Below are 22,112 nucleotides of genomic sequence, written 5' to 3' on the forward strand. Positions count from 1 at the left end.
CCTACTTTGATTAAATAAATAATTAAAAAATCAATTTACGAGAAAGATCTATTTACACAAAAGATTTGACAGTTTCGGTAAAATTATAAAACCAATATCAAAAAAGAAGAAACAATAGTAATCACATTAGTATATGCAGTAGTTATCTCAATAACAATATTTATTGGTCTAATTCCGATCTGTTGATCAGCTCTATCGATTAAATCATAAGTATTAGAATTTTCAAAGTCTACATACTTAAAGCTTTGTGTTTCTCTCAATAACTTACAATTTAATACTAAATATAAATACTCTCTATATTTATTTTGATAATATGTAAAAAGCAAATTGGTAATTATTTCTAATATGCTAAACACTGCAAACCATATTAAAATATGTGCAATTACAGTTAATGCCACTTTAATTTGAATTGCATTAATTAGCGCTTGCGTAACTAACATAGTAGCAAAAGGAACTATTCCTTGTATCGTAGCCAGTACAAAAATATATACTAAATATCTTTTTTTAAAACTTAGCAGTAGTTTTAAAACATCCAAAATGCTATTTGATTTTTGTTTTTTCATAATACTTGCCAATCCGTTTTTAAATTATTGTAATCGCTTTCATTATACTACAAAATATCATAAATTAACTTTGCTATTTATAATGTTTTAAAAATATGTTATTTTTCCTTAAACATAACCTATACGCGTGGTGTTAGTTAAGAAAAAATTCAATCGGATTAGACTCAAGTTGTAACTCAAATTAAGTAGAAAAAAGGCTGATCTAATTGAATTATCTCAAGCTTAATAGTTTTTCCTCCCCATTTACAAGATAGCTTTGCTAGGTTAAATGTAATTTGTTGTTCTTTGTACAAGCTTGTTCCTGATGAGCTAAAATACCGTAAAAATATTGATCAGGTTAAGCTCTCAGACAGTTCTATCTAAGCAATGCTTATTTGGCAAATTGAAATTGGCATCGAATCTCAAAAAAGATTTTGAAAATTCTTTGTCGGTTTGTCTCATTCTAGTTTTAATCGTCAGGCATGAATGCTTTTGCCTTTAATGCGCTGTATCCGTCAGGCTTGGAATCAAGAGGCGAAAACAGCTGGAGACGACAGCTTTCCAGTTTGTCGGCCTATTCGTAATTATTGCGTCAAAATCTTTCACGGCATAGCTGATATCGGCTAGAAAGTAACCAAGAAAGTCTATTATTATGGTTTCAAGGTTCACGCACTAGTAAGCGATGATGGCTATGGCTACTTAGCCACCGAGTTAAAACGTATGGGCTATGTGCTTTGGACACCATATCGAAAAAATATGGAAGTTGCTAAAAATGGTCACCAATCAATAGCAATTAAAAGAACAGTTGAGAACGACTTTTCTTTGCTCAATTACTATAACCGGGCAAGGAGTTTAGCTGGCTTTCAATAGTGGCTAGAATTAGTTTAGTTTATTGCCTAGAACGATTTAATTAGCACCACGCGTCAGAAAATATAATTTCATATCCAATAAAACAAGATAAACGATATAAAGACTTTTAGAAAAAGATTGATGAAAAAATCAGCTCGCATAATAGCGAACTGATTAAGCAGATTAATTTATATATTTAAACTGTCTACTTGACACAGTACGGATCAGATCAAAAATGTTAATTTATCGTCTTATTTTTACCCTGTGGCAAAACAATGTCACTTGGTCTAATTTCCTTGCCAAAGTATGGCTTCAATTCTTTATTATAATCGTAAGTAAAGAAGCTTTCGCGATTCAATTTGGTGATCTCACGATCCATCCATTTTTGTAAGGACTTATTGCCCTTCTTTACCGCACCAGAAATATACTGGTTAGGTCCAATCGTCTTAATGCCGACAGTAAACTTAGGATTTCGCTTAACCCAAGCATACAGATAAGAATTATCATCGGCCAAAGCTGCACCACGGCCATTTTTAATCGCGCTAAACTGCTGAGTTTTCGAGTCAAACTTAAGCAAGTTTACGCCTTTTTGTTTAGTAAAATAGTTCTCTGCTGTCGTCCCTTTAGTAACGATCACGCTTTTTCCCTTCAATTGTTTTGCACTAGTTATTGGAGCTGACTTAGGGGAAATCACCCCAACTGATACTTTCATATATGGCTTAGTCCAACTAGCCACGCTTTTACGCTCTGGTGTCAAAGTGAAGTTAGCCAAAACAATATCAGCCTTATTAGAATTCAAGGTATCAATTCGATTATTGGCATTAACTTGAATAAACTTAGTTTTTACGCCCAAATCTTTCGCCACTCTGCGAGCTAGGCGCACGTCATAGCCAACACGCTTACCTTGTGAATTAACCCAGCCATAAGGCGGTAAATCGCCAAAGACAGCCACTCTCAAATAGCCACGACGTTTAATTGAAGACACATTATTTTCATTATTCCATCTGTCGCCTGAAGCAGTGCCGTTAATTCCTGGTCGCGTAATTCCAAAATAACCAGCAATTACCACAACTACCGCAAATAGGACAGCCATGATCCAATTAAAAATCTTTTTTGCCATCATTCACACCTAAAAATCCATACTCTCTAAAAATTCTTGTGCCCGCGTAGTCTGAGGTTTAGTAAAGAATTCTTTGCCTGGTGTCTCTTCCAAAATTTTTCCGTCTTCTAAAAATAGTACCTTATCGGCAATTCTCGCAGCGAAGTTCATTTCGTGCGTAACAATGATCATCGTCATATGTTCGTTATCAGATAATCTTTGCATGATATCTAACACGCCGCGAACCATTTCAGGGTCAAGCGAAGCAGTAATCTCATCAAAGAGCATTACTTCGGGATGCATAATCAAAGCACGCACAATCGCAATTCTTTGCTTTTGTCCACCTGATAATTCACGTGGATATGCTTTTGCATAATTAGCTAAATCGACTTGCTCTAATAACTTAACTGCTTCTTGTTTAACTTCAACTTCATCACGTTTTTGAACTTTTACCGGTGCCAATAAAATATTTTCCATCACGGATAAGTTGGGAAACAAGTCATAACTTTGAAAGACCATCCCAATCTTTTGGCGCAACAATTGCCATTCCTTCGGACTAGGATTTATTTTTTTACCGTGAAAATAAATTGCGCCACCCTCATATTCTTCAAGCCCATTCACTGTTCTCAGCAAAGTACTTTTTCCTGAACCAGAAGGTCCCAATAAGGTCAATACCTCGCCTTTATTTAAGCTAAAGTTGATATCAAACAAAGTTTGATGCTTGCCATAAAATTTATTTAAATGTTCTACTCTTAAAACTTCTTCTGTCATTTCATTCACCTAATTCTTAGCAGTTAATCGTTTTGCCCATGCAGACAAGGGATAATCCAAAATAAAATACAAGATAAAGATAAAGCCATATACCCAGAACACACCAGCTGGATATTGTTGATTATTTGCTTCAATGATTTGTTGACCGACATTGATTACTTCCATGATATTGATAATCATTAATAAAGAAGTGGTCTTAATTACTCTAGTAGCCAAGTTGATTGTTGCTGGTAGTTCTAACTTAACTGCTTGAGGCAACAAGACATAACGGAACAGTTGCAGTCGATTTAGCCCCAGTGCTAGGCCAGATTCACGCTGCGTTTTGGGTACTGATTCCAATGCACCACGAACAATATCGCTAAACTCAGCAGCTACCCACATTGAGAAAGCTAATACCGCCATCCAAGTAGCTGGCCAATTGACGTGCAAGCTTCTTGGCAAAATATAATAAACCAAATATAGTAAAACTACGGTTGGCACAATTCTGAAGAATTCTAAGTACAACCGCAAAATGAAACGCAATGGACGATTTTTAAAGGTTCTCAAAATACCAAAAATTGTTCCTACAGCCAAGCCAATTACTAGTGACAAAGCTGCAATCCAAATCGAGGTCCATAGCCCTGCCATCAAACGGGCAAAGTTACTTCCTTCAAACAAAACATTAATCCCCGAATGAAGCATACCGTACTCTCCTCTCAAGCCAAGTTAATAATAAAATAATTGGAATCAAAATAATCGCATAAGCAATTACCAGCATCAATAAATATTCATTTGAATGGTAATACATCCCAATCAAGTCAAGAGCTGTATTAGTTAACTCTGGAATTGCAATTACTGAAAAAATTGAAGTTTCCTTAATTAAGAAAATAATATTGGCAGTTAAAGCCGGCATGCTTAGGCTAAATCCTTGTGGAAAAACCACATAGCGAGCTAATTGTAAGTTGTTCATTCCTAATGCTTTACCGCTATTAATCTGACTAGGGCTTACGCCATTAAAACCACCGGTAAAGCCTTCAGCCATATATGCTCCACCTAAAAAGATTAAGCCAATGATGCCGCAGACCTCAGCGGACATTTTTAAGCCAATTACTGGAAAGGCATAATATAAAAAGAAAAGTTGAATTAAAAGCGGTGTATTTCTAGCTAATTCAACATATGCTGTCAAAATTTGGCTTAATACAGGTACCTTAAAGTATTGCACCAGACTGACAATAATCCCCACAATAATTGAGCCCACAATGCCAACTAGTGAAAGCCATAACGTTAGCTCAAATCCCCGAGCAAACACAGGCAAGGCTTGTTGGATAATTGTCCAATTCATTAAAAATCCCCCAATCACATAAAAAAGAGACCCACTCTCATAGGTCTCTTTAAACAATAAAAAAAGATCTACGCTACTCCAGTTGACGTAAATCTCCTTATTTTCTAATTAAAGCTATTTAGGCATACGCAAACTGAATTCTTGAGTATTAAAAGCAATGTTAGATACACAAGAACAACAGTCAGTATTAACATTTCTCATACTTAAAAATTCCATTTTCGTACTCCTTTCATCTTGTCTTATTTTAAGTAAGCAACTTACATTAAGTAATATACTTTTTTTCTTACTTAATGTCAATACCCTAAGCCCATTTGTCAGCCCAATTATGTACTTGGTCAAAAACTGGCTTAAGTTCAGCACCTTTTTTAGTTAAACCATATGAAATGATGCCGGTATTTTGATCAACACTACGCTTGACGATATCTTCTTTTTCTAGTTCCTTCAAACGTTCAACGAGTACTCGATCACTACATGCCTCAATCGTTCGCGCTAAATCTTTAAAACGCATATCTCGGGTATCACAAAGTGAACTAATAATTAAACCATTCCACTTTTTGCCAATAATCTTAAAAGCACCAACAAAGTGACAGCACAATTCATAATCTTCTGGTTTACAAGGAGCTGCATCCTTTTTTTCTTTAACTTCTTGCATCGTAAGTCCCTCCATAATTATATAATCCCTGTAAAAACAATATTATATAAAATATTTTTCAGTATTACTAACATTATTATAGTAAATTCACTTACTAATTACAAGTACTAAGCAAAGTGATAAATCATAATCCCGGCTGCGACAGCGGCATTGAGTGATTCAGCTTGTCCTTTAATTGGAATATAGAGCTTTTCATCAGCCAAAGAAGCAATGGTTGGGCTGACACCATGTGCTTCATTACCAATGATCAACGCTAATTGAGGTACCTTTTCAAAATCAGGTAATTGCTTAGCTGAGCGGTCAAGCATTGAAGCATAAACTGGAATAGCAGCAGCTTGAAAATCAGTGATTACGTCAGCCAAATCACGTTTAATTAAATCAATGTGGAATTGGCTGCCCTGCATTGCTCGTTGCGTCTTAGGATTGTATAAGTCAGCACTCTCTGGTGAAAGGATTACTCCATCAAAGCCAGCTGCATCCGCAGTTCTAATGATTGTCCCGACATTACCTGGATCAGCTAAATTATCCAGCAAAACCCATTTACCATAGTTAAATGGAAATTCTTTTGGTTGATCAATTTTTAACACCATAAAAATTTCCTGTGAATTTTTAGTTGAACTTAAATGCCGCGCAATTGCTTTATTAATTAACAAAACATTTTTACCACTTAGATCAACTTCATAATTGCTATCAGCTTGATCGAGTGCTTCTTTGGTTCCTAAAATATATTGATATTTTTTACCAGCCTTTAAAGCTTCTTCAAACAAGTGAAAACCTTCAATTAAATATAAACCTTCATCATCACGATATTTTTTTTGCTTTAATTTGGCTAATTTCTTAATTGTTGCATTATTAACTGAACTAATCTGTTGCATAATTTTCTCCTTTTTACATTCAAGACCTATTATAACTGATAATCTGTTTTGATCATGCTAAAATCAAAATTGAACTTAATTTAATAAGGGAGATAAAAATGGAAACAAGAAAATTAATTTGTTCAGGTCTTGTTCAAGGCGTTGGTTTTCGTTGGTCAACAATGGCTTTAGCTAACAAAATGGGCATCCCTGGCACTGTTAAAAATAATGCCGATGGCACTGTTACTATCTATCTACAAGCAGATGGTGATAAAATCGACCGTTTTATTGAAAAGCTGCCTGCCGCATCTGGTTTTGCCCAAATTCAAAATATTAGTCAAGAATCTGTCCCAGGTGTAGAAAAAATGCATGATTTTCATGTATTATATTAGAGACATACATTTTTAGATAGAAATTAAGTGGTGATTTATTTAAATGAGAAAAATTAAAAAATACGCTGGAGTGCTGACTTTGTTAGCAGTAGCTACTCTTGTATTAAGTGCCTGCGGGGCAACAACTGATCCACATGTTGTGCCACATAGCGGCATTTATGGCTGGGTTTATCAATGGTTAGGCCGGCCTTTACAAAATATCATGATTCAAACTGCCCACATGATCGGCGGCGATAATGGTGCTGGCTGGGGAATCGTGATTATTACGGTTGTCGTCCGTTTAATCTTAATGCCATTAATGTTAGTACAACAAAATAAGAGCGTACGCCAACAAGAAAAAATGGCTCGTTTGCAACCGCAAATGAAGTTGATTCAAAATGCAATGAGACACAAGGGTATCACCCCTGACCAACAAATGACCTTATCAACTTGGCAAAGAGAACTTTATTCTAAAAACCAAGTTTCATTAACTGGTGGTATGGGCTGCTTACCATTAATTATTCAGTTACCAATCATGTGGGGAATTTATCAAGCGGTATTCTACTCACCTCAATTGGCTCAATCCAGATTCTTTGGTATTTCTCTTAGCTCTAAGTCTGTTGTTTTAGCCATTATTGCGACTGTCTTTACTGTTATCCAGGGTTATATCTCACTAATTGGTATTCCAGAAGAACAAAAGAAGACCATGCAATCAATGATGATCTTCAACCCAATTATGACTTTATTCTTCAGTTTGTCCTTCTCCGGTGCCCTAGCTCTTTACTGGGCTGCTGGTAACTTGGTAATGATTATTCAACAAGTTATTGTTACCTTCTTCTTAACTCCTAGCGTTAAGAAGCATGTTGCTGATGAATTAAAAGACAAGCCGATTGAAACTGTTGTTACTAAGGAAAAAGTGGATGCTTTGTTTAACTCCAATGGCGGTCAAAGTAAGGCTACAACTGAAGCTAAGAAAGAATTACACCAAAACTTGCGTAACCGCAATAAAGGTAAGCAAAAACGTAAATAGTTATCAGTCAGGAGTAAGATCCTGACTTTTTTGTTAGGAGAAAAAATGAACGCTCAAGAAATATTACAACTTTTAGATGATCATGATATTAACTATCAAGTATTTTCTCATCCAGCAGTTTTTACAACTAAAGAAGCAGATAAATACTTAGAAGATGAAAATTTTGCTAAATGTAAAGTTCTTTTTATTAAAACCCGTAATGCCAAAAATTATTATCTATTAATGTTACCCGAAGCTAAAAAAATTGATTGGCAAAAAACTAAAGCTGAATTACTCTCTTCTAGCTTGACCTTCGCTACTGAAGCCGAATTAGAAGAAAGATTGCAGGTTAAAACAGGTTCTGTTTCGCCATTTAGTCTGCTTAATGACCAAAGCAATAAAATTCCCCTGATTATCGATCAGGCAGCCATGGAAGAAAACAATTTAGTCGGGGTGCATCCCAACGATAATACCAAAACAATTAGTCTTACTTGGACCGATTTAGCTAGGGTTTTAAGTTCCTACGGTCATTTATTTGAAGAAAGATCACTATAATGAAAAAAGCAGTACGCCGGTACTGCTTTTTTCTATGCCTCTAGATTGCTCTTAGGCATTTGTTTTTTCTCATTTAATTTTCTTAACTTAGCGGCTTTCTTCTTGGTCAAACGTGGGAACTTCAGCTTGAATTGACTGCCTTGGCCTTCAACTGATTCAACACTAATTTCACCATTATAACTGGCCATTAATTTTTGCGCAATTGATAAACCTAAACCATTGCCACCTTTTTCACGAGTTCTGGCTTTATCTACCCGATAAAAGCGATTGAAAATCTTCTTTTGATCTGCTTCAGAAATTCCTTCACCAAAGTCTTGCACAATAATATTAACGTCTTTTTTGGTTACCCCAGCTGAAACATTAATTTGTTTGCGATCAGTTGAATATTTAATTCCGTTATCAATCAAGATAACCAATAATTGCTCTAAGTGACCGTGATACATTTGAATTTCTGTATCTGCTGGTAAATCATCTTCATCCAACTGAATCTTGAAATCGGGGTGAACCATCGCCATATCAGCTACAACTCTTCGAGTAATTTCGTTGACGTTGCTTACTTCATATGGGTATTGCACATCGATTTGCTCAGCCCTAGTTAAATCAAGCATTTCTTGAATCAAGTGCTTCATTCGATCAGCTTCTTGCAACGAAGCTTTAATCGATTCATCCAAAACTTGCGGATCATCTTTGCCCCATCTTTCAAGCAAATTAAGATGTCCTTCAATTACCGCTACCGGAGTTCTCAATTCATGCGAAACATCGCCGACGAATTGTTTTTGTTGCTCAATATAGCTCTGCATTCGATCCAACATTTGATTAATCGACGTAGCCAATTCCTCTAATTCGTCATCACGATGAAGTTCCTTAATTCTAGCACCACTGTTCGGATCAGCATTAACTTCCTTAGCCACTTCTGACATTTTCTTAATTGGCTTAACCACATTAACAACCAGAATATAAGAAATCACAATAAAGAAGACAATTGCAATTAAAGAAATGATTACCATCCAGTGCAATAAGTTGCTCATCAAGTGATTGTAATAGGTCATGCCATTAGATACCACAATATAGCCCGTCAATTTATTATTGACCGATGAATATACCTTGCAGTAAGTTATCAGCATTTTGCCTTTTTTACGGGCAACTTGCTCGGTCATTCGATTACCAGTAAATGGCTTGAATTCAGGAGCAGTATTTCCATTAGTAAAAACAATTTCATTATGCTTATTATAGACAGCAACATTGATATCTGGATTAGAAATTGAAGCGATCAAATTATCACTAAAAGCACCATTATTAATATCTTTACTACTAATTGCAGGTCCACCCTTTAAAATTCGGCGCGTTGATGGTGATAGAGAAGGAATAACATTGGAAATTTCAAGTTCATCTGGAATCGAACTTAAAGTTCGGTCTAGAGTCGTTATCACATTATTGGATGTCTCTTGCTGCTGATTGATCGACTGCTGACTAACAATTTGATAAACAACAACGGAAAATATGACAAAAGAGACCGTAATCGTCAATGCAACGATACTAACCCATCGCACAATTAGTGATGAGTGCTTGGCCTCTTTCTTCTCATCTTTATTCTTGATCATCATCTTCATCTCTTACCATATAACCGGTGCCACGAACCGTCTTAATGTAAGATGGTTGACCTGGAACATCAATCTTATTACGTAAGTAACGTACATAAACTTCAACTACGTTAGTTTCGATATTAGATTCTGGTCCCCAGATCTTATTCAATAATTGATCACGACTAACTACGTTATTCTTATTTTCAATTAAGGTCATTAATAAGTTGTATTCACGCTTGGTTAAATCGATTGCTTTACCATCGCCACGGTGCACGATTCGGTTAGCAGTTTCAATTGTTAAATCCTTAAATTTAACAATCTTTTGCTTGGCTACTGTCACCTTTGAAGCATCTTTTTCAATCTTAACGCGGCGTAAAACAGCACGGAGACGAGCCAAAAGTTCTTCAATTGCAAAAGGCTTAACAATATAGTCGTCAGCGCCATGATCCAAACCAGAAACCCGGTCAATTACAGAATCACGTGCAGTCATCATAATAATTGGTGTAGTCTTAACTTGACGAACGCGACGGGCAATTTCTAACCCATTTAAGTCAGGCAACATTAAATCCAATAAGATTGCGTCAAAATCTTGATTTAATGCATCTTCTAGTCCTTTACGTCCATTATTTTCCACAACAGTTTCATAGTTTTCATGTTGTAATTCAAGCTCTACAAAGCGAGCCAAGTTTTTTTCATCTTCAATAATTAGAATTTTTGCCATGTTAATTCATTTCCTCATAGATCAAATTGGTTTTCTAATAATTAACAAATTAATTAAAAAATGTTTTTATAATTAAAGGATACTTTAAAAACACTTCTAAAACAAGAATAAAAAACAATCAAAGTTCAATTTCTTTGATTGTTTTTCAGATAAATTTTTATTACATTTATTATTTTTTGTCTTGGTTATCGTCCTTATTATCTAGTAATACCTTCAATTTGGCAAAGGCTGGATTAACTTGATTTTTCTTACCTTCTTCAAATGAAGCTTCAGATACTACTTCCCAACCTTGACCTTCAGGAAAAATGTTCTTTTCCTTTTCTTCTGGAGTCAGAATAGTTGTCGGAATATGAAGTAAGATATTATCCTCGATTGCTGTTTGTAAATCGATTTGATCATCTTCTACTTGCACAATCGTATCATTTTCTTCCAATTCTTCTTTGGTTGGCTTACGATCAAGATAATTTTCAATGAAAGTAAAGTCTTCATGATAATCTACCGGCTTTAAGCTTCTGCTTGACGGTACCACTAGATCAGCAGTCACATGAAAACTGCCAGTCACAAAAGGTTCTTGATAGAACAAATCACCAATTACTTTAACGTTCTTGGCATCAATTAATAAATCTTTGCTTCGTTTAAAAAATTCTGGACGCATTTCAACTTCACGTTCAATGTGAGTTAATGGTTCCTTAGAATTTTGAATTCTTGAAAAACTAAGTTCTAACATTTTTATACCTCAATTGGTCGTTGACCAAAGTTTTGATCAACACCCATTATTTGTTCAAATAAACGATCTACCCTAACTTGTAAAGCTAAAGAACCGCTCTTAGCACTTCTTTTATCGACCTTTGAAACAATTTCTGTCTGAAAATCTTTACGTTGTTGCTTCAAAAACTTGCGCCCTGTTTTACTAAAACCTAAAAGCATCAACGATTCATGATTAAAACTAGCAAGCATATCATCTTGAGTAACATTGAGCAATGTATACAAACTTAACCTACGCAGACGAGAATATGTATACCGCTTAGACTTAATATGCCGTAAAAATTCAGTAAAGTCGCGTGCCAAATGAATTTCTTGCTTCATCTTGTATTCAAGCCCCTCACTCATTTGGTAAATTCGTCGCAAATCTTCAACTGAAGATGATTCGATTCGATACTTCAAAAATGGATAAAGCAAATTCCAATTAGGATAAACTTTTTGTTTAGCTAATACTGCTGCTTCTTTTTTAGGCATCCAATACTTTAAATTTTCAGTATCTTCACCATGCAGCAATAAATTGCGAATCGCGCTAGCGCTTTGGACCACTTTTTCTCTTTGCAAGAGATCATCATGGCCAGCTCCAATTCGGTTGACGGGATGCAAGCTTAATGGTGAACCTAAATTATGGTTCGCAACTGAATACGCCAAGCCCAAAATAGCATTTGGCTGATTAACCTCATACCCCACTTCACGGGCTACCATTTGATTATATTGGGTTGAATAAGTCTGACTATAGTCTTTAAAATCCATGTGGTTTTGTGGAATTTCCGCAATTTTTTTACCTAAATAAGAAAAATTTAAGTTAGCATCCTCCACACCAAAGACTAAATCCGTTACGCCTAATTTAGCTAGTTGTTCAATATTTCCTAAAGAAAATAGATCTGCTGGTTCAACCGCAGTCGAAAATGGCGTTTCAAATACTAAATCGGCACCTGACTGCAGCGCTGCTTTAGCACGCTCCCATTTGCTCATAATTGCCATTTCACCACGTTGCACATAGTTACCGGACATTAAAACAACAATTGGATCGTTACCAGCAATTAATCGCGCCTGGTTTAATAAAAATTCATGCCCACTATGGAAAGGATTAAATTCCGCAATAATCCCAACAACACTCATGCTTAGTCTTCCTTTAATTCAACTTGTTTGCCGTTAGCCCACAATTTTTCAAGGTTATAAAATTCACGTGCTTCCTTAGTAAAGACGTTAACTACTACATCTCCTAAATCAAGCAATAACCAGTTAGAGTCACGTGTACCTTCAATTCGGTAATCAGTGTAGTTATTTTCATGAGCTGCTTCAACAATTGAATTAACAATCGCATGCAATTGACGGTTTGAACCAGCACTAGTAATTACATAGTAATCAGCCAAAATACTAATTCCACGCATGTCATATGCTTCAGTATCTTCACCATGACGATCACTAATTGCTTTGGTAGTAAAATCTAAAATTTCTTGACTAGTCAATATTTTTCTCCTTATTTATTACTTAATTCCCCACACATTGTAAGCTTCCAAGGTACGGGGATATATTTTATTTTTATTTTCAATTAAAAAGTCTAAAGTGTGCCGCAATTCATAGCCTACACCCTCATCAAGATCTGCATAAGCAACCTTGCGTGCTTCTTCAACTCCTGGGAAATCTCGTCCGGGTTCAATAAAATCAGCTACAAAGATAATTTTATCTAATGTAGTCATCTCAGTATCACCAGTCGTATGACGCCGGACCGCGGTTAAAATCTCAGGATCCCTAATTTTTAAATCACGTTCAATAAAGAAAGTGCCCACAATACCATGCCAGATAGCCCGATTCCAATTAAGCAAGTCTGGATCAAAATCCTGTTCCTTAATTACCTTACGATACTCTTCTACCGGTACTTGCTTAGCATAGTCGTGTACAAAGCCAGCTAAGGCTGCCTTTTCTTCATCATAGCCATTTAACTTAGCCAACTTACGCGCAGTCTCACTAACGCGAACGCAATGTTCAAAACGTTTTTTCTTCATGTTGGCTTTTTCTTTAGCAACGATTTGTTCACTAGACAATGGTGAATAAGTATTTTTAAAAATTAGTTTCGTCAAGATAAAGCCCCTTTTCTTCAATATACTCTCTAACGGCATCTGGCACCAGGTAACGAATTGAAGTTCCAGTTGCAACACTCCGCCGAATCGCAGTTGAACTGAGTCGAATATCAGGCGCATCAACCCAGATCATCGGATATTGGGGATCTTGCGGATAACCCGGGCGACGAATTCCAACTAAAGTTACCATTTTAGCTAAAGTTGGTGCTTCTTTCCAAGTGTGAAAGCTATTAACTTGGTCGCTGCCCATGATCAAATAATAATCATTTTGCGGCGCCTTCTCTTTGAGGTAGCGCATGGTATCCACAGTATAGGATACGCCACCGCGGAATAATTCCAATAATTTTACTCTAAATTTAGGATTATTACGAGTAGCTAAATCCAGCATAGTTGCTCGATCTTTAGCAGAAGTAAGCGGGGCATTTTTATGTGGCGGAATATTATCCGGAATAAACCACACTTCATCCAGCTTTAATTTAGTCATCGCTTGCTCAGCCGCAACTAAGTGCGCAATATGGACTGGATTAAAGGTGCCACCCATAATGCCAATCTGACGACCCTTTCCTTGTTCTCCTTTTAATTCTGCTTCAACTTTAGTAGTTGGTTCAATACATCTTGGATTAACCATATGCAATACCTCTAAATCAATGCACGACGAATACCTAAACCAATCCCATCTGGTGTGTAAGTCTTAACAACGCATCCCTCAGGCACAGTCACAAAACCAATCCCACCAAATAAAAGATCACTCTTATAGTCTGTCCTAAACTCCTGACCTTTTAGCGGTGCCATTTGGTCATCTGCAGCTGGTGGAGCTAATAACTCACCCTTATGTTTTTCATAAAAGGCATCTGCATTTGCCGTTTTAGTACGGTGAATATACATTCCACGAGCAACATAAACAGTAAAGCTAGTCGATTCGCCCTTGAGATAGTCGATCCGTCCCAAACCAGCCAAGAATAAAGTATTACCAGGCAAAAGTTGGTAAGTAGCTGGCTTTAATGGCTTTTTAGGTGAAACCAATTCCAGATCCTTGGCATTCAAATGAGTAGCCAATTGATTATCAGTCATAATTCCGGGCGTATCAATTAAGAAATGTCCATTTTCTAGTGGAATTTCAATCTTATCTAAGGTTGTCCCTGGAAAACGTGAAGCAGTGATTAAATCTTGAATATCACCCATCATATCAATGATGGCATTAATTAAAGTTGACTTACCAACATTGGTCGTTCCTACAAAGTAAACATCCTTATCTTGTGATTGCTTATTAACATATGCAATTAATTCATCAAGATTTAATTTCTTTTTAGCTGAAACTAAAAAGATGTCTTTAGGATAAAGGCCCATCCGATTAGCCTCTTGTCTCATCCAATCCTTAATCTTGCTTTGTTTAGAATTTTTAGGGAAAAGATCGAACTTATTACCAACTAAAATAAAATCATTATTACCTACAAAGCGCTTCAGGGATGACAAAAGCGAATTTGAGAAGTCGAATAAATCAACTACATTAACGATTAAAGCCTTTTTTTGGCCTAAAGAATTAAGCAGGGCTAAAAAATCATCATTGTTCAAATCAACCGGCATAATTTCATTATAATGCCGTAATCTAAAACACCGTTGACAATATACATCCGCATTTTCTTCTTGCTTTGCTTTATCTAATGCGCTTTTTGGTAAATAGCCTGCTTTTTCAGGATCATCAGATTGTAGCTTAGCGCCACAACCGATACAAATAATCTCCTCATCCATTGGATAGCTCCTTCTTAAATGTTACTCGATGCGATAGGCCTAAGAAGAAAAAGATAATCTTTTCCAAGAAACGATTAATTCTCGTATTCCATTTATCAGTCTCAACTAATGGCTTAACTAAAACAGTATTAACACCAGCCAAATTTCCTGCTTGCATATCAGTAATCAACTGATCGCCAACCATCATGACTTGTTCTTTCTTCAAGCCCATGGCTTCACGTTTTTTAGTAATTGCAAATGGCAATGGCTTACGTGATTTAGCGACAAACTCAATATAATAAGGATCAAGCACCTTACCTACTCTTTGAGCATTATTATTGGAAATAACTACTAAAGTAATACCTGCCTTGGCTAGTTCTTGATTAAAATTATCCATTTCCTTAGCAGTTTCAAATTTATTCCAAGCTAATAAGGTATTATCCAAATCGGAAAAAACTGCCTTAATGCCCATTTCATTCAATTTCTGGGGGTCCAGATTATAAATCGTATCAATTGTATATTTTGGTCTAAAAAGCATATCAACACTCCATTTTTTATCACCTTATATCATATCAAAAATGGGTTCGCTTTAGAAATTTTTGTTTTCTTCTGTTAAAAAAGTGGTACAATACTAAACAATTTAAGCTAAATCATCAGATAACAGAAAGGATTAACATGAGAAAATTCATCGATTTACACCTTCATCTCGACGGTTCTGTCCCAGTTGCTACGGTTAAGAAGCTAATGCAAGAGCATAATCTACCTAAATTATCTGACCAAGAGTTAGCTCATGAACTTTTAGTCGATAATTCCTGCGCTAGTTTGGAACAATTTTTGCAAAAATTTGCTCTGCCTAACCAATTAATGCAAAGCAAACACGATCTAGAGACGATTGTTTTTGACCTTTTATGTGAATTAAAAAAACAAGGACTAGTCTATGCCGAAATTCGTTTTGCCCCGCAATTGCATACTAAAAAAGGATTAAGCCAAAGACAGGTTATTACCGCCACAATTAGTGGCATTAAAAAATTTTATCAAAAACAAAAAGAAGACAAGAATCAACCTGAACTACATGCTGGCCTAATTTTGTGTCTCATGCGTTTTGCTAATAATGAAGCTGAAAATATGGAAACAGTTAAATTGGCTAAAGATTTTTTGGGCAAAGGTGTCGTTGGACTGGATCTAGCAGGTGCCGAGGGGCCAATCCCCAATATTAATTACCAACAGTTTTTCAAACAAGCTCAGCAATTAAATATTCCCTATACCATCCATGCCGGTGAAGCAGCTGGCCCTGATTCAATTCGTCAAGCATTAGAGATGGGAGCTAAGCGAATTGGACATGGAATTAGATGCACTGAAGATCAAGAGCTTACGCAATATTTAATTGAGCACCAAATCATTTTGGAATGCTGCGCCACTTCAAATATGAACACTAAGGCCTTTGACCAAATTGACTCTTATCCAATCAAAAAAATGTTGCACATGGGCATGAGAGTCACGCTAAATTCTGATGATATGACCGTTTCCAATACTAATTTATCGCATGAATACCAACTGCTTGAAGAAAAGACTGCCTTGACTCCTGAAGAAGAAACCACTCTTTATCTCAACGCGGTTGACGCGGCCTTTACTACACCAGATGAAAAAATTAGATTACGAGCATTAATTCAAAAATAGATAAAAAAATAAGCTAGGAAAATTTCCCCAGCTTATTTCTTTTGTTATTAGTTCAAAGCTTTCTTAGCAGTTTCTGCTAATTGTGCAAAAGTCTTTGAATCGTTGTAAGCAATATCAGCTAACATCTTACGGTTCATGTCAACACCAGCTAACTTCAAGCCGTGCATTAACTTAGAATATGAGATGTCGTTTTGTCTTGCAGCTGCGTTAATACGAGCAATCCATAACTTTCTGAATTCACTCTTACGTCTTCTACGGTCGCGGAATGCGTACTTGTATGAAACGAATAATTGAGTGCTTGCAGCCTTAAATTGCATGTGCTTTGCGCCACGGTAACCCTTGGCAAGCTTCATGATCTTCTTACGACGTTGACGTGTTACTGTTCCACCTTTAACTCTTGGCATTTAAAATTCCTCCTACTATAGTCTGTCTTAATTAAGAACAAGTATTAGTGCATTTGAGCAACCATTTGCTTGATACGCTTCATATCACTCTTTGAAACCATAGCAGCTTTTCTCAAGTGACGACGTTGCTTCTTTGTCTTACCGTGGAAACGGTGACCAGTAAATGCGTGGTGACGCTTTAAACCACCATTTGCAGTTCTCTTAAAACGCTTAGCAGAAGCGCGGTGTGTTTTCATCTTTGGCATATTTCTATTTCCTCCAATTAACTACTTTTTCTTTTTGTCCTTATCACTCTTAGGTGCAAGCATCAAGAACATTGAACGACCTTCCATCTTAGGCTTACTAATTACATTAGCAATGTCTGAGGTTGCTTCAGCCATTTTTTCAAGTACTTGTTGACCTAATTCCTTGTGAGTGATGGCACGACCTCTAAAACGAATTGAGACGCGAACCTTAGCTCCTTCTTTAGAAATGAACTTACGAACGTGCTTAAGTTTAGTTTCGAAGTCGTTACCTTCAATAGTTGGACTCAAACGAATTTCTTTGACACTGACTGTCTTGGAATTCTTACGGGCTTCCTTAAGCTTCTTTTGTTGTTCGAAGCGGTACTTCCCGTAATCCATGATACGTGCTACAGGTGGCTTAGCATTAGGTGATATCAAAGCTAAATCAAGACCTGCATCGCTTGCACGACGCAAAGCATCACTCTTGCTCATCACACCAACCTGCTGACCATCTTCATCGATTAAACGAACTTCGCGAGCGCGAATTCTTTCGTTTAGGATTAAACTTCTTGGTATAACTGTTCACCTCCGTGTTAATTTGAGGACAAGAAAAAGGCGGGTTATAAGAATCATACCCGCCTTTAATCAACAGAAATTATCGATCAGCCTAGAGGTTTACTTAACTTAGGCGAGAAGCGGGTGCTTCTTCTTGTTCTCAACTAGTAGAATTATACCCGTTTATCCTACCTACGTCAACATGATATTTCAGTTTTCTTAGAATACTTACTCAGCTTCACAATAGAAAATAATATCGCCTTACCTGCTTGCTTAGTATGGCGGTAAACATTAGTGTCTATTCCGCCAATATAGAAGCCTGTATGCAAATAAAACAAACATGCACCAGGATTATTATCTTGCCCTTGTGTGTACAGACCTGCGTAGCCCTTCTCCTTGGCAATTTCTTTTGCTTTAGTTATTAATATCTGCCCTATATGTTGGCCACGATATTCTTGATTTACCTTGAGATCGTACAAATACATATATTTGAAAAAGCCTGGTTGCAGAATCGCTAAGCCTACACATTTTTCATCATCATAGGCTCCGACAAATACACTGTCTTTCATTGCCTCATAGTCGTAATTTTCATCAGGGAAACACATCTCTGTAACTTTTTCTGATGGATACTTCTTTAACTGATAATCCCATTTACCATTATTATAAGAAACTAAAATTCGCCCCAATAATTTAAATGGTTCATTAGGAATATTAATATCCGCTTTATGTTGGAAGTCAATTATTTTTGTTGTGATCATATTTTTTCTCTTATTCATCAATTTATATCTATCAGTATAATGCTAGCGATCCATTTTTTCTCACATTACGATTAGTAATTTCAAACATGACCAATCCGATTGCTAACCAAAGCACAGCGTTAAACAAAGAAGCACCTAAGTAGAAGCCTAGACTATATCCATGTTGGTTAACAGACAGTCTCATCCAGCTAACCATAGGAAAAATAGGCAACAGACAAGATAAGTATTTAATACCCAAAGAAAAATGTTCAAAATTAGTCAGTAAGACCCCCAAATATACATATTGAAAAATCACCAAAGTACTACCAATTCTCTTAAAATGCAAAATCAAGCTCACAACCAGATATCCTAAACCAATAGTAGTTATTAAAGCTAATACGAAAGGAATAACTAAAATAATAGAGAATTTAATCCAATGATCAGTGAGCATCATAATGATTAATAATGCCAAAATCGCTTGTACTGTTGAAACAATAATATTGACTAAGCTTTTATTAAAGAAAAGTCTTCTAGTAGAGATTGGCATCAAAAATTGTTGCTCTAAGATACCATTTTGCATTTGACTAGTTAAAGACATTCCCATTTGACTAATAGTATTTTGAATTAAAGTCCACAAAATATAGCCGATGACTAGAGCATTCAGTGATGTTCCTAGTACACCGCCGCCAAGCAGAGCACCGCCAAAGAAAATTGCCATAAACATTATGATCAACAGCACAAAATCTGAGAAATAATTAAATGAATATCTTTTATATAGCCATACCTGCCGCCAAATTTCAGCTTTAAAACTTGTCATTATCCTTCCTCCGTGTAGTATTCAAAAACGTCTTCCAGATTTCTCTCTTTAGTTTGAATCTGACGAACTGGTAACTTCCCTAATAAATTAAATACTTGCGGCAAAGCTTTTTGAGATTTAACTTCTAGTTGATAGCAGTTCATCTGCTTTTTCGTCAAATTACAATAAGTTGATATTTCTTCTTGTTCCTCTAAAGTAAGTGAACGTGTTAGGGTTAGTTCTAAAAGGGTCTGTTTATTCAACCTAGCCAAGCTTTCTTTCACATTATCTGAAAATACCAGCTTGCCATGATTAATCAGTAAGATCTTTTGAGCTACTTTCTGAGCAAAATCTAATTGATGAGTAGTAATCAAGATTCCAACACCATTTGCACTCAATTCTTGCAAAATATTAGTTACTATTTGGGCCGATTTTAGATCTAGTCCTAAAGTTGGCTCATCTAAAATCAGTAATTTTGGCTGTGCAATCATTGCACAACAGATCCCTACTATTTGTTGCATCCCACGGCTTAAACTGGTAATCGTTGTATCCTTCTTATCCAACAAACCAAATTTCTTCATCAATAGAAGTCCACTACGCTCCGCTTTTGCTTTAGATAAGCCACGTTGTCCACCCCAGTAAATAAAATTCTCAAGTGGAGATAATGACCAAAACATATTCCGCGAACCTTCCAAAAGAACTCCTGTATTTTTCAGAAGCAATAAATTGTCATTGGTCGTCTCTTTCCCTTCAGAATATACTTTTCCATGATCAGGACTAACTAAATTTAAAATCATTTTTAAAGTTGTCGTCTTACCTGCACCATTCGGTCCAAGAAAGGCAACTATATCGCCATGATCTACCGCAAAAGAAATATCTTTTACTGCTTTCTTGCTTGTGGCTTGATAAGTTTTTGATAATTTGTCTACTGTTAATAATGCCATCATTTTTACTCACCATTTTTCTTCAATTTTTTGTTAATTTGATTAACTTCATGCCATAAATGAAAGAAATAAGATCCATAAGCAATAGCGTACATAATGATAAAACTGATAACCGTAGTCATTAGCAAAGACCAAGAATAGCTAAAATTGTTGATAATTAAATTGAAAAGTAACCATGCTGCTAGACAAACAAAGAAATTGACTACAATTTGTGTCCTTAAAGACCAAGAATCATTATTAAAAATCCAACCTGCAAAATAAAAAAAGACACCGATAAAGAAGGATATTATTAACCAAAACAAGAAATTAATAGCTGACAATTTTGTCGCTTCCAAATTTCTCCAGTTAGAAGAAGATAATAGGTCCACCGCAAACCAGATCATGCCAATTCCAATTCCCATCAAACCGCTATCCAGCATATATCGAACACGTTTCATAATCCTAGCCTCTCTTTCAGTTCTTTAATCCTTCGTCGTGAGATTTGCACATGCAGATCATTATTCAAAATAGCATCAATATTACCGTTACTCAGAATTTGCAGATGATCTAATTGACGATAATTGAGCAGTGCACTTCTCGATACTGTCACGAAATCTGATGGCAAAACTTTTTGCACTTGATATAAACGACCTTTATACAAATAGGTATCCTGCTCCGTATACACGTAAGTTTTCTCATTTTCCACTTGTACCAGATAGATTTCGCTAAATTTTACTGGATACGCATCCCCTCGATGAAAACACCAGATGAACTCCTTCTTATTAGTCAACTCATTAGCAATCTGACTGATTTTATCTGTCATCTTATGTAGCCAGAACTCAGCTTTTTCTTCAGGTAAATTTTCATCAATATTGAATTTTACTTTCAAGCTGATCCCTCCTTCATTTGATTATTAGTATAGATAATTCTAATTTTTTTGTCATAAAAAATCGGTAAATGGTAGTTTTTCCAAGGTGAATGGTCTTAATTTAGCTTTTTAAGTACAAAAATACCCCATGATTTGTATCATGAGGCATCGAAATCAAATTAAATTATTTAGCTAAACTAGCCTTTTTGTAAGCATAGTATGCAAAGTAATTACCAGCACCTTCACCTACGCGCAATGCATTTACTTTTTTACCCTTAATGGTTCTTTTAACTGAAACATAGTAAAAACCATTGCCAGTTGGAGCAAGCCAGCCATTAGCATTGAAGCCAGTCACACCACGATATTTGAAAGTGTATGCTTCAAGCTTTGAAGTGCTTACTTTTTCCTCTAACTTAAAGTCGGATTTTTCATTCTCTTCTGCGAACTTAGAATCTATCTTGTCTCCCGTTTTCCCTTTCAACCGCTTATACAATTTAAGGCCGTTGACTGTATGAGCAGTAATGCTAAATTTCTTAACTTTGCCTTTTTCTTTGTAGTACCAGGTACCACGAGTACTCTTAGGTGTGGTGAAAACTTCCTTTGCACCCCAAGTGTTAGTAGCTGCTTTTGCTTTTTGTGTATTAACACTAGCTAAACCCAAGATAACCAATAATGCAGTGAAAAATATTACAACTTTTTTCTTCATCTTTAATATCTCCCTTAAAATTTTATATCATCATTTTACTACAAAAAATTGGAGAAAAAGCATTTATTTTACAATCAAGTTACATTTTTACATCTTTATTACGTATGAGAATAGATATTCATAAAAGAGGGTATAAAAAAAGATAGTAGCAGGACAAGTCTCCGCTCTATCTGAAAGCCATCAAGCTTTTCAATTGTATGTTTAGATTAACATTCTTCTGCTAATTTATCAATAAGTTTATTAAAAAAAGAGACTGTAAAATAGTTTGTGTAAGGATGAATGATTCCTTAAATTTATTTCTTTAAACATTAGAAAAAGGAGTTC

At 35.8% G+C, this 22,112-nt stretch carries 29 protein-coding genes, 1 pseudogene and 1 other annotated feature; of the genes and pseudogenes, 5 read left to right on the top strand and 25 right to left on the bottom strand.

Annotated elements, in window-relative coordinates; translation table 11 throughout:
- Positions 1 to 83: 83 nt before the first annotated feature.
- Positions 84 to 563, bottom strand: a complete 480-nt coding sequence (locus Q0Y84_RS10245) for a hypothetical protein (protein ID WP_297953281.1) — start codon at positions 561 to 563, stop codon at positions 84 to 86.
- 206 nt (positions 564 to 769) lie between these two features.
- On the opposite strand from Q0Y84_RS10245, the pseudogene Q0Y84_RS10250 reads away from it, so the two are divergent.
- Positions 770 to 1,412, top strand: a pseudogene (locus tag Q0Y84_RS10250) (IS982 family transposase).
- 217 nt (positions 1,413 to 1,629) lie between these two features.
- Here Q0Y84_RS10250 and Q0Y84_RS10255 read toward each other — a convergent pair.
- From Q0Y84_RS10255 to Q0Y84_RS10280, 6 genes are all read right to left on the bottom strand, one after another.
- Positions 1,630 to 2,514: a transporter substrate-binding domain-containing protein gene (locus Q0Y84_RS10255; protein ID WP_297953283.1), complete on the bottom strand. Its 885-nt coding sequence runs from the start codon at positions 2,512 to 2,514 to the stop codon at positions 1,630 to 1,632.
- Between the two features lie 6 nt (positions 2,515 to 2,520).
- Complete coding sequence (locus Q0Y84_RS10260; RefSeq protein ID WP_297953285.1) at positions 2,521 to 3,261, bottom strand: amino acid ABC transporter ATP-binding protein; 741 nt, start codon at positions 3,259 to 3,261, stop codon at positions 2,521 to 2,523.
- A gap of 9 nt (positions 3,262 to 3,270) precedes the next feature.
- Positions 3,271 to 3,942: an amino acid ABC transporter permease gene (locus Q0Y84_RS10265; protein WP_297953287.1), complete on the bottom strand. Its 672-nt coding sequence runs from the start codon at positions 3,940 to 3,942 to the stop codon at positions 3,271 to 3,273.
- Positions 3,923 to 4,582, bottom strand: a complete 660-nt coding sequence (locus tag Q0Y84_RS10270) for an amino acid ABC transporter permease (RefSeq protein WP_023488242.1) — start codon at positions 4,580 to 4,582, stop codon at positions 3,923 to 3,925. Before Q0Y84_RS10270 ends, Q0Y84_RS10265 begins: the two co-directional genes overlap by 20 nt.
- Before the next feature lie 301 nt (positions 4,583 to 4,883).
- Positions 4,884 to 5,234: a helix-turn-helix domain-containing protein gene (locus Q0Y84_RS10275; RefSeq protein WP_297953290.1), complete on the bottom strand. Its 351-nt coding sequence runs from the start codon at positions 5,232 to 5,234 to the stop codon at positions 4,884 to 4,886.
- 107 nt (positions 5,235 to 5,341) lie between these two features.
- Positions 5,342 to 6,109: an RNA methyltransferase gene (locus Q0Y84_RS10280; protein ID WP_013086657.1), complete on the bottom strand. Its 768-nt coding sequence runs from the start codon at positions 6,107 to 6,109 to the stop codon at positions 5,342 to 5,344.
- A 98-nt stretch (positions 6,110 to 6,207) separates the two neighbouring features.
- Here Q0Y84_RS10280 and Q0Y84_RS10285 point away from each other — a divergent pair, with 98 nt between their 5' ends.
- The 3 genes from Q0Y84_RS10285 to Q0Y84_RS10295 are packed head-to-tail and all read left to right on the top strand — an operon-like array spanning position 6,208 to position 8,023.
- Positions 6,208 to 6,480 carry an acylphosphatase gene (locus Q0Y84_RS10285; RefSeq protein ID WP_148238599.1) on the top strand — a complete coding sequence of 91 codons (273 nt, stop codon included), beginning with the start codon at positions 6,208 to 6,210 and terminating at the stop codon, positions 6,478 to 6,480.
- Positions 6,481 to 6,523: 43 nt separating this feature from the next.
- Entirely contained in the window at positions 6,524 to 7,489 is a 966-nt protein-coding gene (gene yidC, locus Q0Y84_RS10290) for a membrane protein insertase YidC (protein ID WP_297953294.1), read from the top strand.
- Between the two features lie 45 nt (positions 7,490 to 7,534).
- On the top strand, positions 7,535 to 8,023 hold the full coding sequence (locus tag Q0Y84_RS10295; protein WP_297953296.1) for a YbaK/EbsC family protein: 489 nt from the start codon (positions 7,535 to 7,537) through the stop codon (positions 8,021 to 8,023).
- Between the two features lie 32 nt (positions 8,024 to 8,055).
- On the opposite strand, the gene Q0Y84_RS10300 is transcribed toward Q0Y84_RS10295, so the two are convergent.
- The 9 genes from Q0Y84_RS10300 to Q0Y84_RS10340 all read right to left on the bottom strand — a co-directional run bounded on the left by Q0Y84_RS10300 (position 8,056) and on the right by Q0Y84_RS10340 (position 15,436).
- Positions 8,056 to 9,633 (bottom strand): HAMP domain-containing histidine kinase, encoded by a 1,578-nt coding sequence (locus Q0Y84_RS10300; RefSeq protein WP_297953298.1) that lies wholly within the window; start codon positions 9,631 to 9,633, stop codon positions 8,056 to 8,058.
- Complete coding sequence (locus Q0Y84_RS10305; protein ID WP_297953300.1) at positions 9,611 to 10,327, bottom strand: response regulator transcription factor; 717 nt, start codon at positions 10,325 to 10,327, stop codon at positions 9,611 to 9,613. The genes Q0Y84_RS10300 and Q0Y84_RS10305 overlap by 23 nt, the downstream gene beginning before the upstream one ends.
- A gap of 169 nt (positions 10,328 to 10,496) precedes the next feature.
- The gene (locus tag Q0Y84_RS10310; protein WP_297953302.1) at positions 10,497 to 11,054 is read right to left on the bottom strand and encodes a YceD family protein; all 558 of its coding nucleotides are present in this window, start codon (positions 11,052 to 11,054) and stop codon (positions 10,497 to 10,499) included.
- Positions 11,055 to 11,056: 2 nt separating this feature from the next.
- A complete protein-coding gene (locus Q0Y84_RS10315; protein WP_297953304.1) occupies positions 11,057 to 12,208 on the bottom strand; it encodes a nucleotidyltransferase in 1,152 nt (383 codons plus the stop codon).
- 2 nt (positions 12,209 to 12,210) lie between these two features.
- The gene (gene rsfS / locus Q0Y84_RS10320; protein WP_198564568.1) at positions 12,211 to 12,558 is read right to left on the bottom strand and encodes a ribosome silencing factor; all 348 of its coding nucleotides are present in this window, start codon (positions 12,556 to 12,558) and stop codon (positions 12,211 to 12,213) included.
- Positions 12,559 to 12,576: 18 nt separating this feature from the next.
- Positions 12,577 to 13,170, bottom strand: coding sequence for a bis(5'-nucleosyl)-tetraphosphatase (symmetrical) YqeK (gene yqeK / locus Q0Y84_RS10325; RefSeq protein ID WP_297953308.1), 594 nt, complete (start codon positions 13,168 to 13,170; stop codon positions 12,577 to 12,579).
- Positions 13,151 to 13,798, bottom strand: a complete 648-nt coding sequence (locus tag Q0Y84_RS10330) for a nicotinate-nucleotide adenylyltransferase (protein ID WP_297953310.1) — start codon at positions 13,796 to 13,798, stop codon at positions 13,151 to 13,153. The genes yqeK and Q0Y84_RS10330 overlap by 20 nt, the downstream gene beginning before the upstream one ends.
- Before the next feature lie 11 nt (positions 13,799 to 13,809).
- Entirely contained in the window at positions 13,810 to 14,919 is a 1,110-nt protein-coding gene (yqeH, locus tag Q0Y84_RS10335; protein WP_297953312.1) for a ribosome biogenesis GTPase YqeH, read from the bottom strand.
- The gene (locus tag Q0Y84_RS10340) at positions 14,912 to 15,436 is read right to left on the bottom strand and encodes a YqeG family HAD IIIA-type phosphatase (RefSeq protein WP_297953314.1); all 525 of its coding nucleotides are present in this window, start codon (positions 15,434 to 15,436) and stop codon (positions 14,912 to 14,914) included. Before Q0Y84_RS10340 ends, yqeH begins: the two co-directional genes overlap by 8 nt.
- A gap of 137 nt (positions 15,437 to 15,573) precedes the next feature.
- Here Q0Y84_RS10340 and add point away from each other — a divergent pair, with 137 nt between their 5' ends.
- Positions 15,574 to 16,575, top strand: coding sequence for an adenosine deaminase (gene add / locus Q0Y84_RS10345; RefSeq protein WP_297953315.1), 1,002 nt, complete (start codon positions 15,574 to 15,576; stop codon positions 16,573 to 16,575).
- Positions 16,576 to 16,622: 47 nt separating this feature from the next.
- Here add and rplT read toward each other — a convergent pair whose 3' ends face one another.
- The 9 genes from rplT to Q0Y84_RS10390 form a co-directional block, all read right to left on the bottom strand.
- Positions 16,623 to 16,979 (bottom strand): 50S ribosomal protein L20, encoded by a 357-nt coding sequence (gene rplT, locus Q0Y84_RS10350; RefSeq protein WP_005719897.1) that lies wholly within the window; start codon positions 16,977 to 16,979, stop codon positions 16,623 to 16,625.
- A gap of 44 nt (positions 16,980 to 17,023) precedes the next feature.
- A complete protein-coding gene (gene rpmI, locus Q0Y84_RS10355) occupies positions 17,024 to 17,224 on the bottom strand; it encodes a 50S ribosomal protein L35 (RefSeq protein ID WP_005719899.1) in 201 nt (66 codons plus the stop codon).
- A gap of 21 nt (positions 17,225 to 17,245) precedes the next feature.
- Positions 17,246 to 17,779, bottom strand: a complete 534-nt coding sequence (gene infC, locus Q0Y84_RS10360) for a translation initiation factor IF-3 (RefSeq protein WP_081036422.1) — start codon at positions 17,777 to 17,779, stop codon at positions 17,246 to 17,248.
- Positions 17,780 to 17,804: 25 nt separating this feature from the next.
- Positions 17,805 to 17,920, bottom strand: a sequence feature (ribosomal protein L20 leader region).
- Between the two features lie 35 nt (positions 17,921 to 17,955).
- Positions 17,956 to 18,516 (bottom strand): GNAT family N-acetyltransferase, encoded by a 561-nt coding sequence (locus Q0Y84_RS10365; RefSeq protein WP_151495693.1) that lies wholly within the window; start codon positions 18,514 to 18,516, stop codon positions 17,956 to 17,958.
- 31 nt (positions 18,517 to 18,547) lie between these two features.
- Positions 18,548 to 19,312 (bottom strand): ABC transporter permease, encoded by a 765-nt coding sequence (locus Q0Y84_RS10370; RefSeq protein ID WP_297953322.1) that lies wholly within the window; start codon positions 19,310 to 19,312, stop codon positions 18,548 to 18,550.
- Positions 19,312 to 20,235: an ABC transporter ATP-binding protein gene (locus Q0Y84_RS10375; RefSeq protein ID WP_297953331.1), complete on the bottom strand. Its 924-nt coding sequence runs from the start codon at positions 20,233 to 20,235 to the stop codon at positions 19,312 to 19,314. The genes Q0Y84_RS10370 and Q0Y84_RS10375 overlap by 1 nt, the downstream gene beginning before the upstream one ends.
- Positions 20,236 to 20,240: 5 nt before the next feature.
- Positions 20,241 to 20,672, bottom strand: a complete 432-nt coding sequence (locus tag Q0Y84_RS10380) for a DUF3021 domain-containing protein (RefSeq protein ID WP_013086682.1) — start codon at positions 20,670 to 20,672, stop codon at positions 20,241 to 20,243.
- A complete protein-coding gene (locus tag Q0Y84_RS10385; protein ID WP_054832913.1) occupies positions 20,669 to 21,103 on the bottom strand; it encodes a LytTR family DNA-binding domain-containing protein in 435 nt (144 codons plus the stop codon). The genes Q0Y84_RS10380 and Q0Y84_RS10385 overlap by 4 nt, the downstream gene beginning before the upstream one ends.
- Before the next feature lie 163 nt (positions 21,104 to 21,266).
- A complete protein-coding gene (locus Q0Y84_RS10390; protein ID WP_013086684.1) occupies positions 21,267 to 21,788 on the bottom strand; it encodes a hypothetical protein in 522 nt (173 codons plus the stop codon).
- Positions 21,789 to 22,112 lie beyond the last annotated feature (324 nt).

This window comes from uncultured Lactobacillus sp. (genome assembly GCF_947367125.1).
Taxonomy (GTDB): domain Bacteria; phylum Bacillota; class Bacilli; order Lactobacillales; family Lactobacillaceae; genus Lactobacillus.